This window comes from Candidatus Methylopumilus universalis (genome assembly GCF_006365315.1).
Classification (GTDB): domain Bacteria; phylum Pseudomonadota; class Gammaproteobacteria; order Burkholderiales; family Methylophilaceae; genus Methylopumilus; species Methylopumilus universalis.
In genome coordinates this window covers 622,211-639,729 of record NZ_CP040968.1, presented here as the reverse complement: position 1 = coordinate 639,729, position 17,519 = coordinate 622,211, and the positions used below count along the sequence as shown (strand labels likewise).

General features: G+C 36.6%; 17 protein-coding genes and 2 tRNA genes. 7 read left to right on the top strand and 12 right to left on the bottom strand.

Annotated elements, in window-relative coordinates; genetic code table 11:
• Positions 1 to 123: 123 nt before the first annotated feature.
• Together map and glnD are read left to right on the top strand one after the other, a co-directional pair.
• On the top strand, positions 124 to 924 hold the full coding sequence (gene map / locus FIT79_RS03460; protein WP_420897689.1) for a type I methionyl aminopeptidase: 801 nt from the start codon (positions 124 to 126) through the stop codon (positions 922 to 924).
• A gap of 3 nt (positions 925 to 927) precedes the next feature.
• Positions 928 to 3,486, top strand: coding sequence for a [protein-PII] uridylyltransferase (glnD, locus tag FIT79_RS03455; RefSeq protein ID WP_189644876.1), 2,559 nt, complete (start codon positions 928 to 930; stop codon positions 3,484 to 3,486).
• A 4-nt stretch (positions 3,487 to 3,490) separates the two neighbouring features.
• Here glnD and FIT79_RS03450 read toward each other — a convergent pair.
• From FIT79_RS03450 to FIT79_RS03440, 3 genes are all read right to left on the bottom strand, one after another.
• Positions 3,491 to 3,581 (bottom strand) — tRNA-Ser (locus tag FIT79_RS03450).
• Positions 3,582 to 3,605: 24 nt separating this feature from the next.
• Entirely contained in the window at positions 3,606 to 4,139 is a 534-nt protein-coding gene (def, locus tag FIT79_RS03445) for a peptide deformylase (RefSeq protein ID WP_139875627.1), read from the bottom strand.
• Positions 4,140 to 4,895: an S-methyl-5'-thioinosine phosphorylase gene (locus FIT79_RS03440; RefSeq protein WP_139875626.1), complete on the bottom strand. Its 756-nt coding sequence runs from the start codon at positions 4,893 to 4,895 to the stop codon at positions 4,140 to 4,142.
• Positions 4,896 to 4,967: 72 nt separating this feature from the next.
• Here FIT79_RS03440 and FIT79_RS03435 point away from each other — a divergent pair, with 72 nt between their 5' ends.
• Together FIT79_RS03435 and hpnD are read left to right on the top strand one after the other, a co-directional pair.
• A complete protein-coding gene (locus FIT79_RS03435; RefSeq protein ID WP_189644875.1) occupies positions 4,968 to 5,804 on the top strand; it encodes a squalene/phytoene synthase family protein in 837 nt (278 codons plus the stop codon).
• Positions 5,801 to 6,658 (top strand): presqualene diphosphate synthase HpnD, encoded by an 858-nt coding sequence (hpnD, locus tag FIT79_RS03430; protein WP_139875624.1) that lies wholly within the window; start codon positions 5,801 to 5,803, stop codon positions 6,656 to 6,658. The genes FIT79_RS03435 and hpnD overlap by 4 nt, the downstream gene beginning before the upstream one ends.
• On the opposite strand, the gene radA is transcribed toward hpnD, so the two are convergent.
• The 8 genes from radA to uvrB form a co-directional block, all read right to left on the bottom strand.
• A complete protein-coding gene (gene radA, locus FIT79_RS03425) occupies positions 6,640 to 8,010 on the bottom strand; it encodes a DNA repair protein RadA (protein WP_139870313.1) in 1,371 nt (456 codons plus the stop codon). The two genes, hpnD and radA, sit on opposite strands and share 19 nt — an antisense overlap.
• Positions 8,003 to 9,079 carry an alanine racemase gene (gene alr, locus FIT79_RS03420; protein ID WP_139875623.1) on the bottom strand — a complete coding sequence of 359 codons (1,077 nt, stop codon included), beginning with the start codon at positions 9,077 to 9,079 and terminating at the stop codon, positions 8,003 to 8,005. The genes radA and alr overlap by 8 nt, the downstream gene beginning before the upstream one ends.
• Before the next feature lie 5 nt (positions 9,080 to 9,084).
• Positions 9,085 to 10,464: a replicative DNA helicase gene (gene dnaB, locus FIT79_RS03415; protein WP_139867654.1), complete on the bottom strand. Its 1,380-nt coding sequence runs from the start codon at positions 10,462 to 10,464 to the stop codon at positions 9,085 to 9,087.
• Between the two features lie 67 nt (positions 10,465 to 10,531).
• Entirely contained in the window at positions 10,532 to 10,984 is a 453-nt protein-coding gene (gene rplI, locus FIT79_RS03410; protein WP_139867652.1) for a 50S ribosomal protein L9, read from the bottom strand.
• 12 nt (positions 10,985 to 10,996) lie between these two features.
• Positions 10,997 to 11,224 carry a 30S ribosomal protein S18 gene (gene rpsR, locus FIT79_RS03405; RefSeq protein ID WP_046487999.1) on the bottom strand — a complete coding sequence of 76 codons (228 nt, stop codon included), beginning with the start codon at positions 11,222 to 11,224 and terminating at the stop codon, positions 10,997 to 10,999.
• A 9-nt stretch (positions 11,225 to 11,233) separates the two neighbouring features.
• Positions 11,234 to 11,482, bottom strand: coding sequence for a primosomal replication protein N (locus FIT79_RS03400; protein WP_420886484.1), 249 nt, complete (start codon positions 11,480 to 11,482; stop codon positions 11,234 to 11,236).
• Between the two features lie 42 nt (positions 11,483 to 11,524).
• Positions 11,525 to 11,902: a 30S ribosomal protein S6 gene (rpsF, locus tag FIT79_RS03395; RefSeq protein WP_046487989.1), complete on the bottom strand. Its 378-nt coding sequence runs from the start codon at positions 11,900 to 11,902 to the stop codon at positions 11,525 to 11,527.
• 103 nt (positions 11,903 to 12,005) lie between these two features.
• Positions 12,006 to 14,045 (bottom strand): excinuclease ABC subunit UvrB, encoded by a 2,040-nt coding sequence (gene uvrB, locus FIT79_RS03390; protein ID WP_139870310.1) that lies wholly within the window; start codon positions 14,043 to 14,045, stop codon positions 12,006 to 12,008.
• 118 nt (positions 14,046 to 14,163) lie between these two features.
• On the opposite strand from uvrB, the gene FIT79_RS03385 reads away from it, so the two are divergent.
• The 3 genes from FIT79_RS03385 to FIT79_RS03375 all read left to right on the top strand — a co-directional run bounded on the left by FIT79_RS03385 (position 14,164) and on the right by FIT79_RS03375 (position 16,629).
• Positions 14,164 to 15,192 carry a trypsin-like peptidase domain-containing protein gene (locus FIT79_RS03385; RefSeq protein WP_139875622.1) on the top strand — a complete coding sequence of 343 codons (1,029 nt, stop codon included), beginning with the start codon at positions 14,164 to 14,166 and terminating at the stop codon, positions 15,190 to 15,192.
• Positions 15,193 to 15,265: 73 nt separating this feature from the next.
• Positions 15,266 to 16,471, top strand: coding sequence for a pyridoxal phosphate-dependent aminotransferase (locus FIT79_RS03380; RefSeq protein ID WP_139875621.1), 1,206 nt, complete (start codon positions 15,266 to 15,268; stop codon positions 16,469 to 16,471).
• 82 nt (positions 16,472 to 16,553) lie between these two features.
• Positions 16,554 to 16,629 (top strand) — tRNA-Asn (locus tag FIT79_RS03375).
• A gap of 47 nt (positions 16,630 to 16,676) precedes the next feature.
• Here the strand turns inward: FIT79_RS03375 and FIT79_RS03370 are convergent.
• Positions 16,677 to 17,516, bottom strand: a complete 840-nt coding sequence (locus FIT79_RS03370) for a glycosyltransferase family 2 protein (RefSeq protein ID WP_139875620.1) — start codon at positions 17,514 to 17,516, stop codon at positions 16,677 to 16,679.
• Positions 17,517 to 17,519: the final 3 nt, after the last annotated feature.

Below are 17,519 nucleotides of genomic sequence, written 5' to 3'. Positions count from 1 at the left end.
TTACATCTATTTTCATAGACACCCTAACGTTAGGTAATGCAAAATTATTTCCTCAAGAACCTTGAAGAAGCGCGCTATAATAGCACGAAAAACAAGTTCAAACGTAATCTAAACGTAGTAATCATGACAATACACATCAAAAATTCCCAAGAAATAGAAAAAATGCGTATTGCTGGTGCGCTAGCATCACAAGTACTTGATTATATTACACCTTTTGTTATCCCAGGCATTACCACTGAAGAAATTGATAAGCTTTGTCATGATTTCATGGTGAATGTACAAAAAACAATCCCAGCCCCCTTAAATTACGCACCGGATGGACATACTCCATATCCAAAATCTATTTGCACTTCCATTAATCATCAAATTTGCCATGGTGTGCCAGGCCCAAAGGCACTGAAAGATGGAGATATTGTAAATATAGATATTACGGTTATTAAAGATGGTTTCCATGGAGATACAAGCCGCATGTTTCTTTTGGGAGATACTTCCATTCAAGCTAAGCGTTTATGTAAACTCACCTATGAAGCTATGTGGCTTGGTATTCAAAAAGTTAAGCCAGGTGCAAAATTAGGTGATATCGGATTTGTCATTCAAGACTTTGCTGAAAAAAATGGGTTTAGTGTTGTGAGAGAGTTTTGTGGTCATGGCATTGGTAAGCGTTTTCATGAAGAGCCTCAAGTCCTTCATTACGGAAAACCTGGCACAGGAGTTACTCTAGAAGCGGGTATGATTTTTACGATTGAGCCTATGATTAATGCAGGCAAAAGAGATATAAAACAAATGCCCGATGGCTGGACTATCGTCACCAAAGATCGAAGCCTATCAGCACAATGGGAACATACAATATTAGTTACGGATAGCGGCTATGAAGTCCTTACAGTTTCTGAAAAAACACCCCCTCCTCCAGCATTTGCTAATTAAATCTTGATTCAAAAAGAAATACTAAAATTAAAAAAAGAATTAGCTTTAAATGAGTTAAATCTCATTAAAGTATTTTTAAAAAAAAGAGATGGCATTTCTTATCTTCATAATCACTCACAGCTTATTGATAAAACGTTAAGCAGACTTTGGCAAGATCTAGAATTAAGAAATAGGGCAACTCTTGTAGCTTGCGGAGGCTATGGCCGCCAAGAACTTTTTCCTTACTCTGATATTGATTTACTAATATTAATCCCAAAGAGTCTTAACAAGTCTCTAAGTCAAAAAATTGAACAGTTTATTAGTTTGGTATGGGATCTTGGCTTACGAGTCGGCCACAGCGTTAGAAATATAAATCAAACGAAAATTGAAATCAAAAAGGACATTACGGTACAAACAAACCTTTTGGAGAACAGGTATCTTAATGGCGATAAGGTGCTTTATAAAAATCTAATAAAAATTATTAATGAAACCCTTATTCCTGCAAAGTTCTATCAAGGCAAAATAAAAGAACAAGATCGTCGTCATCAAAAATACAATCAATCTGCCTATCAATTAGAACCAAATATAAAAGAAAGTCCTGGCGGCTTAAGGGACCTGCAAATGATTCAATGGCTAGGCAAAAGTTGCATTAAAAGATTTACATCAGCAAAGTTAAATCAAAAAAAATATCTTGATAAGAAAAATTATCAGCAACTTATTAAAACTGACATCTTTTTTAAAAACCTGAGAATCCTTCTTCATGTCACAGCAAAACAAAGTGAAGATAGATTACTTTTTGATTACCAGAATGAATTGGCATTGTTATTGAAATATAAAAAAACTACTCATAGGAAAAGAAGTGAGTTATTTATGAAGGATGTTTATGAGGCCATTAATTTTACAACATTCATTAATGAAGTGCTTTTAAAAAAACTTAATCCAATCGAGTCCGACAAGATAATTAAAATTACTGATAGCCATTTCTTAATTATCATAAATAATTATCTTGAAATAAATCCTAAATTTCAAAATAAAAATATAACGCCATATATTTTTGATGTATTTATGACCTTTCAAAAATATAAACAGCTCAATTCTCTAGGTCCCAACTTGCTCTTGCTACTTGGAAGTGCTGCAAACAGAATAAATGACACTTTTAGAAAAGATAAGAACCAACAAGCAAAGTTCTTATCGATACTTAAGTCAAATGAGAAGGTCAATCGATCGTTAAGAATCATGAATAAATGTAATCTTATTGGATCATACATTCCTGCCTTTGGAGAAATTGTAAGTCAAATGCAGCACGATTTATTTCATATTTATACAGTTGATGAACATATTCTCAATGTCATTCAAAATTTAAGAAGATTTGCAAAAGATGAGTTGAAACATGAATTTCCTGACTGCCATGATTTATTTAAAAACTATCCCCATAAACATATTCTTTATCTTGCAGCGTTATTTCATGACATTGCAAAAGGTAGAGGTGGAGATCATTCTGAACTTGGAGCTAAAGATGTTCATGAATTTTCAAAATTAAATCATTTACCATCACATGATGAAGGGCTGATCAAATGGTTAGTTAAATCACATCTGGTGATGTCACATACAGCACAAAAATTAGATTTATCAGACCCTAGGGTTATTGAAGAGTTTGCAAGAAAAGTTATCAATAAAGAAAATTTGACTTCACTTTATTTATTAACGGTCGCAGATATAAGAGCTACCAGCCCGCATGTTTGGAACCAGTGGAAAGCCACTCTGCTAAAAAATCTTTTTAAATATACGCTCAATTATTTAGAGCAAGACAATTTATCTCATGAGAATTCGATTGCAAAACGAAAAGAAAAAGCAGCATTAATACTTAATACATACGATATAAGAGATCATCACTACAAGGATCTTTGGCAGAGTTTTGGTGAAAATTACTTTTACAAATATACAGAAGAAGAAATTGCGTGGCAAACAAGACTATTGTTTTCTCATACGACACCAAAAGAACCTATCATCCGAGTTAGGCATCGCTCAAATGGCGAAGGTATTGAAGTTCTTGTTTACCAAAAAAATACAATGTATATTTTTAATAAGACCTGCCATTTCTTTGATGAAATTGGATACAACATAGTAGCAGCAAAGATTTTTACAACCCAACATAATTACGCGCTCAATCTTTTTGATTTGCTTGACGCCAACCCAAAATCAGTTAGCTATGAAGGCTTATTTAAATTTATTGAAAATGAATTAATTATTCGATTGGAAAGAAATAAAGAAAATAAAGCCATGAAACTTTCTGAAAAAAGCAGACATGCAATTCACCACTCTATTGACACAAAAATTACCATCACTCAAATTGAAAAATCACCTATATACCAATTGGATGTGATTACAGACGATAGACATGGTTTATTAAGTCTTATATCCGATCAATTATCAAAAGAAGATATATCAATCAATCATGCAAAAATAAACACGTTAGGGTCTCGTGCAGAAGATACTTTTTTGATTTCAAATAAAAATAATAAATCGCTAAGTAAAATAAAGAAGGATAACTTGATAAGAATGCTTAAAGCATCAATAAAATAATTAATGGCGGAAGAGGTGAGATTCGAACTCACGGAGGGCTATGAACCCTCGACGGTTTTCAAGACCGCTGCCTTAAACCGCTCAGCCACTCTTCCGGAGCGAGAATTCTATCATATCCTTTAATCATCTTGAAGGTCTGAATCTGGAAATAAAACCTCAGAAAATCCAAAATTACTCAAATCTTCAATTCTCATAGGATAGAGAACACCATCCAGATGATCACACTCATGTTGAACAACTCGTGCATGAAAGTCACTCACTGTGCGATCAATTGGATTGTGATTCAAATCATAGCCTTGGTAGCGAAGCTTTTTAAATCTTGGCACTAATCCTCTCATGCCAGGAACAGAAAGACATCCCTCCCAACCCTCTTCTATTTCATCGTCAAGGAAAGTAAGTTTTGGATTAATTAAAATGGTGTAGGGTACTTCTTCTGCATCTGGGTACCTTGGTGTTTTTTCTACACCAAAGATAACAACTCTTAAGCTAACGCCTATTTGCGGTGCTGCAAGACCTGCGCCATTTAGAGCATACATCGTATCTTGCATATCTTCAATGAGAACTTTTAAGGCTTGACTCTTAAAATCATGAACCGGCTCTGCAATATTCAAGAGCAACGGGTCTCCCATTTTTAATACTTGCCTAATAGTCATTTAATTTTTTAAGATGACTTCTTGAATCAACTTAACCACATCCGTCATCATTAAGCGACATACATCATTATCACAAAGTTCATTGATACTAGAAAATGAAATAGCATCTTTACTCTGCCCTCTTCCTGCAGCGTGATTTACCATAGGACATATTGCCGCATAAGCTATATTGAGTTCTTTTGCTAGGACAGCTTCTGGCATTCCAGTCATGCCAACGATAGTAACCCCATCCTTTTCAAGACGATTAATCTCGGCGGCTGTTTCTAATCTTGGCCCCTGAACTGCAGCATATACGCCCTCAGCTATTAATGTATTTAAAAAAGATTGTGCGATATTGATAATAACTTTTCTTAAAGGTTCGTCATAAGGGTAAGTAAAATCAATATGCTTCACCGGCATTTCAGTGCCATCAAAATAAGTATTTTTTCGACCATAAGTGTAATCAATGATCTGATCAGGAATACAAATGGTGCCAGGCTTTACTTTGTCGTCAATCACGCCAACTGTTGCTACAGAAATTATTTTTGTAACACCGACTGATTGTAATGCCCATATATTGGCGCGATAATTAATTTCATGGGGCGGAATCGTGTGACCTGAGCCGTGACGAGCTAAGAAAACAACACTTTTGCCAGACAAAGTTCCAAAAATAAGGGGTTGAGATGGTTCTCCGTAAGGGGTCCTAATAAGTTCTCGCTTTAAAACTTTTAGTTCCTGGATTGATGCCAACCCAGTACCACCAATAATACCGAACATGAAACTCACCTTATCTATTAAAGATTTCTATTCTATAACATACTAGCGCATATGAAACCGACACAATCGATAATGAGCCGTTACAAAATTGCTCAATCAAAAAACCATTACGAAAATTTTACCGTAGGGTCTTTAGTGCTAGGTAAAGAAATGCGAGAGGCAATTATTACTCTATATGCTTTTGCTAGACTTGGTGATGACATTGCGGATGAAGGAAATAAGTCAAAAAAAGAACGTTCTAAAGAAATCCTGTATCTCAAAAATCATCTCAAAAAAATTGAATTAAATCAAAAAACTAATGATAGTTATTTTAATTTATTACATAAATTACACTTAAAATATAGATTTAAAATCAATAATTTAGAAAGATTTATTAACGCATTTAATGAAGATATTAATCATAAACAATACGCTCGATTTAATAACTTATTGCGATATTGTGATGACGCTGCAAATCCTGCAGGCGAACTTATTTTAAGTCTTGTAGAGCTAGATAACAAAGAAAATGTTCGCCAATCCGATGCGATTTGCACAGCATTAGCCCTTATTAATTTCGCTCAAGGTGTTGTGGAAGATTTTGAGAAAGGCCGAATTTATATACCTAAAAACGAAATGAAAAGATTTAATTTAAAGGTTGAGGACATCCAAAAAAGAAATTTTACGAGTCAGTGGGTAAAGTATAAAAAATATTGGGTCGAGCGTAATTATGAAATCCTTAAGAAAGGACTGGGTCTTGGAAAAAAAATAAAGGGTAGACTAGGTTTTGAAATACAAATGGTCGAATGTGCAGCACTCTTGCTTTTAAAAAAACTGGGAAGAAATAGCTGTAATTTATTCATTACCCCACCTAAAATTAATACATCAGATTGGATTTTCATTTTTTTTAAAGTTGCACTGCGCTCAATATGACCCCTATTAAATATTGCTACGAAAAAGTCAAAACAAGTAAATCAAATTTTACTTGGGCTTTTTACTTTATTAGCCAGGATAGGCGAGATGCACTGATATCACTGTATGCTTTTTGCAGAGAAATTGATGACATTGTCGATGAGACTTTAGAACTTGAGGTTGCTACAGCAAAGATAAATTGGTGGAAAGCTGAAATCAATCGTTTATTTCATGAAACACCTCAGCACCCTGTGACGAAATCACTTTTAAAATTTATCCACATCTATGAGCTTAATGAAGCCTATTTCATAGAAATGTTAGATGGTATGGAAATGGATCTAAAATTTAACCGCTACGAAAACTTTAAACAGCTTCAACTATACTGTTATCGAGTTGCAGGTGTGGTCGGTATACTCAGCGTGAAAATATTAGGCTTTAAAAATCAAGCGACTTTAAAATATGCACATGATCTTGGCATTGCGCTTCAGCTTACAAATATTATTCGAGATGTTGGAGAGGATGCAAGAAAAAATAGAATCTACATTCCGCTCGACGAACTTAAAGAATTCAGTGTGTCTGAGGATGAAATTCTAAAATTTAAGGAAAGCAATCATCTATCAAACTTAATGTTTCATCAAATTGCACGCGCAGAAGTTTTTTATAAAAACGCTTACCAAAAACTACCGAAAGAAGATATTAATCCTCAGATTCCTGGATTGATCATGGGTAAAATTTATGAAACATTACTCCTTGAAATTAAGAGAGACAAGCCAGAACAAACACTCAATCATAAAGTCTTACTGCCCCCTTTTAGAAAAGTGCTCGTCATACTTGCATGTTTCTTTAAAAATAAATTTTACGCTTTGAGTAACTGAAGTGCTTGAGAAAGGTATTCGATACCTAATACCTCAATACCTGCAATTTTTTGTTTTGCAATATTTGCTTTGGGAATAATTGCTCGTGTGAATCCTAATTTTGCGGCTTCCTTGATCCGCTCTTGGCCTCTTTGAATAGGCCTTACTTCTCCTGCTAAGCCTACCTCACCAAAAATAATTGTCTTTTGATTAATGGGCTGATCTTTAAATGAAGAAACGATGGCACATAAAATAGCAAGGTCCACACCTGGCTCAGTAATTTTGACGCCCCCCACTGCATTCACAAAAACATCCTGATCAAAACATGCAATACCACCATGTCGATTTAATACTGCAAGAAGCATGGAGAGTCGATTCTGCTCTAAACCTACGCCTAAGCGTTTAGGTGAAGCTCCGTGGGCGTTATCTACAAGAGCTTGAATTTCTATCAGAAGTGGTCTTGTGCCCTCTTGTGTCACTGTGATACATGATCCAGAAACTTCTTCGTGGTGATGTGATAAAAACAATGCAGAAGGGTTTGTCACTTCACGTAAACCTTTTTCTGTCATAGCAAATACCCCAAGCTCATTCACAGCACCAAAACGATTCTTAAATGCTCGAACCATTCTAAAACTTGAATTTTGATCACCCTCAAAATAAAGCACAGTATCTACAATATGCTCCAACACGCGAGGTCCTGCTAAGGAACCTTCCTTTGTAACATGCCCTACTAATATCATGCTTACTTCTAATTGTTTTGCGATACGCGTTAATTGTGCAGAGCACTCTCTTACTTGTGTGACTGAACCTGGAGCAGACTGTAACTCTTCTGAATATATTGTCTGAATGGAGTCAATAACAACTACATCTGGTTTATTTTTTTCAATTGACTGAATAATTTTTTCTAAGTTGATTTCAGACAATATAAAAATATCTGAAACTTCGAGCTCTAATCGTTTTGCTCGCATCGCAATTTGCTGGGGAGATTCTTCGCCACTTACGTAAATGACTTTACATGGCGTTTGAGTCTTATCATTCGTCATGTGAGAAAGTGCTTGAATAAGAAGTGTTGATTTACCTATACCTGGATCACCGCCAATTAAAACGACGCCACCCGGAACAAAACCACCTCCGAGGACTCGATCAAATTCACTGATACAAGTCGTTCTTTTATAAACGGCTGACATTTTCACTTCATTAAGTTTTTTTAATTCTGAAGTTTGTGTCAAAGAAGCATATCGACTGGGAACAGAGGCTTCAATAATACTTTCAGCCATTGTATTCCATGTCATACAATGTGGGCATTGACCTTGCCATTTAGTTGATTGGCCGCCACATTCAGTACAAACATAGGCAACTTTATTTTTAGCCATGGATTATTTCTATAGGAACTCTTTTTGAAGCTGACATAGCGCAGAGCAGTTCGTAACCAACTGTACCGGCTTTTTCTGCAACATCATCTACAGGTATATTTTTACCCCATAACTCAACATCACTTGAAATGGATGCATGAGGTATGTCGGTAACATCAATGTAAAGCATGTCCATCGAAACTCTTCCAACTGTCGATGTTTTTTTTCCCTCAACATATACAGGCGTTCCCGATGGTGCATGACGGGGATAACCATCAGCGTAGCCACATGCAACAACAGCTATCCGCATATCATTTTTAGCTTTAAAAGTTTCACCGTAACCAACTGAATCATCTTTAGATAAATTTTGTAATGCAATAATTTTGCTTTTCAAATACATAACTGGTTTAAGGTTTAGTGCACTGCTTTTTCGACCCACAATCGGCGACGCTCCATAAAGCATAATCCCAGGACGCACCCAATCAAGGTGAGTATTTTTAAAATTTATAATAGATGCAGAATTTGCAACTGAACGAGAAAAATCAAAATCATTAGCAATGTCATTAAAAACGTCAAATTGCCAATCAACAGCTCTAGGCTCATCCGCAGTTGCAAAATGAGTCATCAATGTAATTGATTTAAAATAAGATGTTTTTTTCATGGATTTAAGGATGTCTTTTGCTTCTTTAGGATTAAAACCTAAACGATTCATACCCGTATTAATCTTAAAATGAATGTCGATTGGATGATTAAGTTTTAATTTTTCAATCATTTGTAATTGATGAAGATTATGAACTACAAGATTAAAACGCATTTTTGCTGCAATAGAAATTTCGTAAGATTCAAATGCACCCTCTAGCAATAAAATATCTTGCTCAAAACCATGCTCTCTCAAATCAATAGCTTCATTTAAATTAAGCACTGCAAAACCATCGCTCTCGCTTAAGCCTTGCGCGACATTAATAAGCCCATGTCCATAGCCATTTGCTTTTACAACTGACATGATCTTTGATTTAGGAGCTAATTGCTTAACAATGGCGAAATTATGTCGCAGCGAAGTCTGATCAACAAATACCTTAAGAGGACGCATTTAATTTATTCGTCGTAAGATTGAAAGCCTGGGTTAGCAAAATTTTCAAAGCGCGTATACTCGCCTAAGAATGTCAGTTTTACTCTTCCAATAGGGCCATTTCTTTGTTTTGCGATAATGATCTCTGCCACACCTTTTTCTGGCGTATCAGGGTTATAGACTTCATCTCGATAAATGAAAAGTATTAAATCGGCATCTTGCTCAATCGCTCCTGATTCTCTTAAATCTGACATTACAGGCCGTTTATCAGGTCGCTGCTCAACGCTTCGATTAAGCTGAGATAATGCGACAACTGGTACATCTAGTTCCTTTGCTAATGCTTTTAACGATCGTGACATTTCAGAAATTTCTGTCGCACGATTTTCGCTTTGTCGACCACCAGGTGCCGACATCAACTGAAGATAATCAATGACAATCAAGCCTAATTTACCGCACTGCCTTGAAAGTCTTCTGGCGCGCGCTCTGATATCAAAAGAGTTTAAACCAGCGCCTTCATCAATATGTATAGGCGCCTCATTAAGCCTGCCTAATGCATGTGTTAATCTTTCCCAATCATCATCCTCTAGGCGCCCTGTTCTCATTTTGTGCTGATCCAGCCTACCAACGGAACCTAAAAGACGCATCGTTAATTGAGTAGATGCCATTTCCATTGAAAATACTGCAACCGGCAACCCTGTATCTAATGCTACATTCTCTGCCATATTAAGTGCCAATGAGGTCTTACCCATTGAAGGGCGTCCTGCAACGATCACAAGATCACCAGGCTGAAGTCCTGAAGTCATGGCATCTAGATCTGAAAAGCCTGTAGGAACACCTGTAACATCACTAGCTCCCGCAGTGAATAAATCATCAATTCTTTGAGCTACTTGGGGTAAAAGCTCTTTAATATCTTTAAAGCCTGATTGATCATGCTTCTCTTTTTCAGCAATTTGGAAGATCTTTGCCTCTGCCTCATCAAGGAGCTGCTGAGCATCTCGTCCTTGAGGAGCAAATGCGCTATCAGCAATATCAGATCCCACCTCAACTAAATGTCTCATAATTGAACGTTCGCGAACAATCTCGGCATATCGACGTATGTTTGCAGAAGTTGGGGTATTCTGTGCCAATGAGCCCAAATAGCTTATACCCCCTACCGTCACCAATTCAGCATTCTTTTCTAAGGATTCGGCAACCGTCACAATATCGGCTGGGCTATTTTGCTCAACAAGCTTAATAATATGTTGGTAAATTAAGCGATGATCTTGACGATAAAAATCATTTGGCGATACAAGATCGGCGATTTTATCGAGCGCTTCATTTTCAATCAGCAAGCCGCCCAATAAGGACTGCTCTGCCTCTATAGAGTGAGGTGGTAATTTAAGATTATTTAGAATATCGTCTGCCATGGATTAATTATAACGGAATAAAAAAAGGCTGCTCTAGGCAGCCTTTAAAAAAATAGATTGCTTTTTATTAAGCAGGTTCACCAATCACGTCAATTGAAATATCAACTGTTACATCATGATGTAAAGCAATAGTCACTTGATGTTGACCCACTGTTTTAAGTGGACCGTTTGGCATACGAATTTCAGCTTTCACAACCTTGATATTTTTTGCAGTTAAGCCTTCAGCAATATCTGTATTTGTAACTGACCCAAAAAGTTTGCCATCCACGCCAGATTTTTGCGTGACAGATAAAGTGAAACCAGCAAGCGCTTTCGCTCTTTCTTTAGCAGCGTCAAGAAGTACCACTTGTTGTTTTTCAAGCTCTGCACGTTTTGCCTCAAATTCAGCCTTGTTTGAATCTGTCGCGCGTTTAGCCTTACCTTGTGGAATTAAAAAATTACGGCCAAAGCCGTCCTTAACTTTAACGATGTCACCAAGGTTTCCTAAATTAGCTACTTTCTCTAATAAAATAACTTGCATCTTGTAATCTCCTTAGTGCTTATCAGTGTATGGTAAAAGCGCTAAAAAACGAGCGCGCTTCACCGCAATATTGAGTTGGCGTTGATAAATCGCCTTAGTACCTGTAATACGAGCTGGAATAAGTTTTCCATTTTCGGTAATAAAGTCTTTTAATAAATCAACATCTTTGTAATCCACTTCTTTAATGCCTTCAGCACTAAATCTGCAGTAACGTCTTCTTTTGTACATTTCTCTTGCCATCGTAAACTCCTATAGATATTCTATAAAATTAATATGGAAAATTAGCTGATTACTTTTTGCGCTTTTATTTCCAATAAACCCTTTTGTTTTAATTCTGTCGCCAATTTTTAAAGGTATCAATGCATCATTACCCATAATTTTTGCGCTTAACTCACAATTGATTGTTCGCTTTAAATTTGCCTCAATCTGCTCTGAGCTATGTTTTAAAATAAGATTAAGTGCTGGTATTCCTGCGGGGGTATAACGTACCGGGTCCACATGGCACACTTCCCCAGAAATCTCTAAGCAATTCAATCTAGATTAAGCTACAGCAACCTCAGGTGCAGCACGCTCATCTTTATCAAGCACTGATTTTGATTTTTCTTCTTTCATCATAATCGATGGTGCAGTCACGGCTGTTTTTGTGCTCATAATCAAATGACGTAACACGGCATCATTAAACTTAAATGCATGCTCTAATTCTGCAAGTGTTTCAATGTCACATTCGATATTCATAAGCACATAATGCGCTTTATGAATTTTTTCAATCATGTAAGCAAGCTGTTTGCGACCCCAATCTTCGAGGCGGTGGAGTTTTCCACCTTTGGATGTTACTAGAGATCTGTAGCGTTCAATCATGCCAGGCACTTGTTCGCTTTGATCAGGATGTACGATAAATACTACTTCATAATGTCGCATATAAATCCCCTTATGGTTAAAAGCTTTCAGTGATGCAACTCACTGTAAAGCAAGGTAGAAAGATCGAGTATTATAGGTGTTTTTTGAATTAAATCAATGATTTTTAAAGGTCAATTCGGTCCTTAAGCCCGGCCCCATAAAGCCTTTCTTTAAGGAATTTGGCCTCATCTCGAAGTTGAGCCGCTTTTTCGAACTCCAAATTACGAGCCGCCGTTTGCATGCCCTTTTCAATTTTTTGGATTTCTTTGGCCATCTGCTTTTCATTAAGATGGTCATAGCGAGCCTCTTCTTTCTTGAGGGCTCGATTAAAGTCCACTTCTTCTTTATCAAAAGTACCTTCAATAATGTCTTTAATTTTTTTAATCACCCCCACTGGCGTAATGCCATTCTCGAGGTTAAATGCAATTTGCTTAGTGCGTCTTCGATTAGTCTCATCGATTGCAATCTTCATGCTTCGCGTGATCTTATTAGCATAAAAAATCACTTGTCCATTGAGATTCCGAGCTGCTCTCCCAGCTGTTTGTATAAGCGAACGTTCGGATCTTAAAAATCCTTCTTTGTCAGCATCTAAAACAGCAACTAATGAAACTTCAGGAATATCTAAGCCCTCTCTTAATAAATTAATACCTACGACAACATCAAACTTACCCAATCTTAAGTCGCGGATAATTTCAACACGTTCAACGGTATCAATATCGGAATGTAGATAACGTACTTTTATTTGGTGTTCAGATAAATAATCAGTCAAATCTTCAGCCATACGTTTAGTTAAAGTAGTCGCTAATACTCTTTCATTTTTAGCAACACGAAGATTAATCTCACTCAACAAATCATCCACTTGGGTATCTGCCGGTTTCACAGTAATTTCCGGGTCAATAAGTCCAGTAGGCCTTGCGACCTGTTCTACAATTTGCTCTGTATGGGCGGCCTCATAATCGGCTGGTGTTGCAGATACAAAAATACATTGCCGCATTGTTTTTTCAAACTCTTCAAACTTTAAAGGTCGATTATCCAAGGCTGAAGGCAATCTAAAACCATACTCCACTAAATTTTCTTTTCTTGCGCGATCTCCTTTATACATGCCGCCCACCTGAGGGACAGTGACATGGCTTTCATCAATAATCATTAAAGCATCTTTAGGTAAATACTCAATTAAAGTTGGGGGTGGGTCGCCTGGATTTCTTCCTGACAAATGTCTCGAATAATTTTCAATGCCCTTGCAAAAACCTATTTCATTTAACATCTCAATATCAAAACGAGTCCGCTGTTCAATCCTTTGTGCCTCAACTAATTTATTTGCCTTAACAAAGTAATCAGAGCGCTCTCTCAATTCATTTTTGATTTTTTCGATAGCTCTAACTACCGTGTCTCGAGGGGTAACATAATGACTTGATGGATACACAGTAAAATGACTTACCTTTTTATACATTTGTCCTGTTAGAGGATCAAATAGCGTAATAGATTCAATGAGGTCATCAAACAAAGTGACTCTAATTGCAGTTTCTGAGTTTTCAGCGGGGAATATATCAATCGTATCGCCTCTAACCCTAAAAGCTCCGCGTGAAAAATCAAAATCATTGCGATCATATTGCATGGAAACTAACCGTAAAATAATATTACGTTGTAACAATTTTTCGCCCTGTACCAGTTGCATGACCATACCCTGGTAATCGACAGGATCCCCAATGCCATAGATTGCCGAAACTGTAGCTACAATAATACTGTCGTCACGCTCAAGAAGTGCTTTAGTCGCGGATAGCCGCATCTGCTCGATATGTTCGTTAATACTCGAGTCTTTTTCAATAAAAAGATCTCGTGCAGGGACATAAGCTTCTGGTTGGTAATAATCGTAATAAGATACAAAATATTCCACTGCATTTTGTGGGAAAAACTCTCTAAATTCTGAGTAAAGTTGTGCTGCTAAAGTTTTATTAGGGGCCATGACAATGGCAGGCTTACCTATTCTTGCAATGACATTTGCAATCGTAAATGTTTTACCTGAGCCTGTAACACCTAAAAGCGTTTGAAATTTCTTTCCATCTACAATGCCTTTTGTTAAAAGATCAATGGCTTGAGGCTGATCGCCCGCAGGGGAGAATGGTTGAAATAACTGATACGGGCTATTTGGAAATGAAAGTAACAAGATAGTGATATTCTACTTTTAAAAAAGATTTAGAAAAGAAAATATGTGCAAAACTAATAAGAACTTTTAATGGAGCACCCAGTCAAGTAAATATCATACTTTTTAGAAACTTTATCTTATGAACCCATTATTTAAATTTATACCCCTTGCACTCGTAAGTATCTTTCTTTACTCCGGAAATGCATGGTCATTAAATAAAGATCAATTAATGAGTTCGTTTTTTAGTGTTGTTATGATTAGAGGATATAACGATGCAGGAGGTCTGGCTTATGGATCCGGTGTTGTTGTAGGCGACAATCAAGTGATAACCAACTGTCATGTTTTAAGAAAAACAAAACAGCCCTGGGTATCTCAAGGTGAAGAGACGTATTCAGTGACAGCCGTAAAAGCTGATCATTGGCATGATTTATGTTTAGTTACAACTTTTGGCATGGCAACTAAACCCGTCCTAATAGGTAAAAGTACTGACCTAAAAAAAGGTCAAGGAGTCATAGCTATCGGACATTCTAATGGCGCTCCTGCGCCCTTAACTTCAGCAGGCGTTGTGAAATCGACCTACGATCTTGATCAAGGTAAAATTATTTTAAGCACAGCGCAATTCAGAATGGGCGCTTCTGGAAGTGGGTTATTTGATACCGAAGGAAGGCTAATCGGCATCAACACCTTTAAAACTTCTGGACGAAACTCTTTTTACTATGCCCTGCCGATTGAATGGCTCAATGCACTCAAGAACAAACCCAATGAAACTACTTTTCCAGTTGTCGGAAAAGCTTTATGGGAAGAAGAAGAGGATAAAAAACCACTCTTCCTTCAAATAGCAATTCCAACCATTAAAGAAGACTGGAAAAGACTACTTGATATCTCTTTAGAATGGACAAAAAAAGAAAATAATAATGCTGAAGCCTGGTTTGAACTTGGTTTAGCAAATGAACGTCTTAGGGATCTTGCTGCAGCTGAAGCAGCATATCGCCGATCCATCATGTTAGATGACCAAAATACAGATGCGCTTTTGAGGTTAGGATTTATTGCTAAATCTAAAGACGATAAGAAGGAAATTAAGGCAATTCAAGAAAAAATTTCTAAAATTAATCCTGAGCTTCTTGAGGATTATTATAAGCTCGTTGGATGCTCTAAGACGTGCGAATAGATTAAAAGTCTATTTCAACTCAAGTTCTTTTTGCGTAAAATAAGGGCATTCATTAATCACCCCTGGATTAAAATTGTCAGCTATCAAGTTATCTGAATGTGTCGGACGTATCAAAGAATCTCCAACGCTTGCTATTACGGCAAAAGCTGCGCGCTATAAATCAGAAGGCAGGGATATTATTGGGCTTGCCGCTGGTGAACCTGATTTTGATACACCCCAACATATTAAAGACGCAGCAAAAAAAGCAATCGACAATGGTTTCACCAAATACACCCCAGTTTCAGGCATTCCTTCTTTAAAAAAAGCAATTATTGAAAAATTTAAACGTGACAATAACCTCGAATACACCCTTAATGAAGTAATTATTGGCGTGGGTGGTAAGCAATGTGTTTTTAATTTTTGTCTTGCGGTTTTAAATTCAGGTGATGAAGTTATTATTCCAGCACCTTACTGGGTATCTTATGCTGATATTGCTTTAGTTTCTGATGCTAAACCGATCATTGTTGAATGTGGCATTGAACAAAAATTTAAAATGACCGCTTCACAACTTGAAAAAGCAATTACACCGAAAACAAAATTGGTAATTTTAAATTCACCTTCAAATCCAACAGGTGCTGTTTATTCAAAAGAAGAATTGACATCACTTGCTGACGTTCTTTTTAAACACCCTAATATTTTAATTGGCACTGATGATATGTATGAGCATGTCAAATTAAAAGATATGCCCTTTTATAATATTCTAAATGTAAACGCAGCATTAAAAGATCGATGTGTGGTTATGAATGGTGTATCTAAAGCATATTCGATGACTGGATGGCGAATAGGTTATGCAGCAGGGCCAAGTTATATTATTAAGGCCATGGAAATACTTCAATCACAATCGACTTCTAATCCTACCTCAATTTCCCAAGTTGCAGCTGAAGCTGCACTTTCAGGAGATCAGACCTGTATGGATCCTATGATTAAAGCCTTTAGAGAAAGACATGCTTATGTTGTAAAAAGCTTTAATGAAATTCCTGGTTTATCTTGCATTGAAGCTGAAGGCGCATTCTATGCTTTCCCTGACGCAAGAAAAGCGATCGAACATTTGTTTGATCAAAAGGTTTTGAAAGAAAAGACAGATCTCGCTTTAGCTGACTACTTACTAGAAAAAGAAGGTGTTGCAGTAGTGCCAGGATCAGCATTTGGTTCAGATGGTTATTTCAGAATTTCATTTGCAACTTCCATGGAAAATCTTATTGAGGCAATGAAGCGCATCAAACGCGCCCTTTCTGTTTAAATGCAAGCTCATTTCAAGTATAATTTATTGCCTGTTTAAGTTGACCATACAGCAATAACTGTTTTATGATCACGTTCTCAATTCCTCGATAGCTCAGCTGGTAGAGCAACGGACTGTTAATCCGTGTGTCCCTGGTTCGAGCCCAGGTCGAGGAGCCAAATTTAAGCCCATAAAATCTATGGGCTTTTCAATTTCAAAGAAAACTTTAATTTATGGCGCCATGACATCTAGCCAAATATTTAACCATACGACTTTTTTGAAAAAGACATAGCATTAGAATCGCCAATAAAAAATTAGCAATAGCCATTCCTAACCTATCTAAATAACTTATTTTATAAAATCCATTTTTGCTAGTAAAAATTCGCTTAGATCTGTACCAATGGCGACTTTTTAGATATTCAGATCGAATAGAAGGCTTAGATGATGAATGAGGAAAATGAGAACAAACAGCTTCATGAGCTAAAACACAATCATAGCCCGCTTTTATAGCCCGATGACAAAGGTCGTATTCTTCGTAATACATGAAGAGGTCCTTATCAAATCCGCCAACTTTTAAAAAAAGAGGAATTCTAAGTAGCAAACAGCATCCGGGTAAAAATTTTGCTGACAAATCGCCTTCTGGATTGATGTCAACAGGATGCGCAGGCCAGGACCAATTATAAGAAACGACTTTTTTATTTTGCTGCTCATCAAACACCTGAGCACCTATCGCCAAGGCGTTGGGGAATTTTTCTGCGCAATTAAGCATAGAAATAACTGCATCTCTGTCGATCTTTACATCTGGATTTAATATCAGAGCAAATTCTGTTTTAGCAAAAGAAATACCAAGGTTATTACCTGGCCCATAGCCAATATTTTTTGATGCAATGTAAGTTTGGTTAGGAAAGGATCTTTTTAAATTCATAATAAGTTCATCAGATTTTTCTGAATCATTATCGACAATAACAAAGCTCTCAAAAATACTTAAAGTTTCAAAAAGCCTGTTATAAAGATCAGCACTATTATATGTAACTACAATTGGTGTAATTTGATTAATTAATTTCATAAA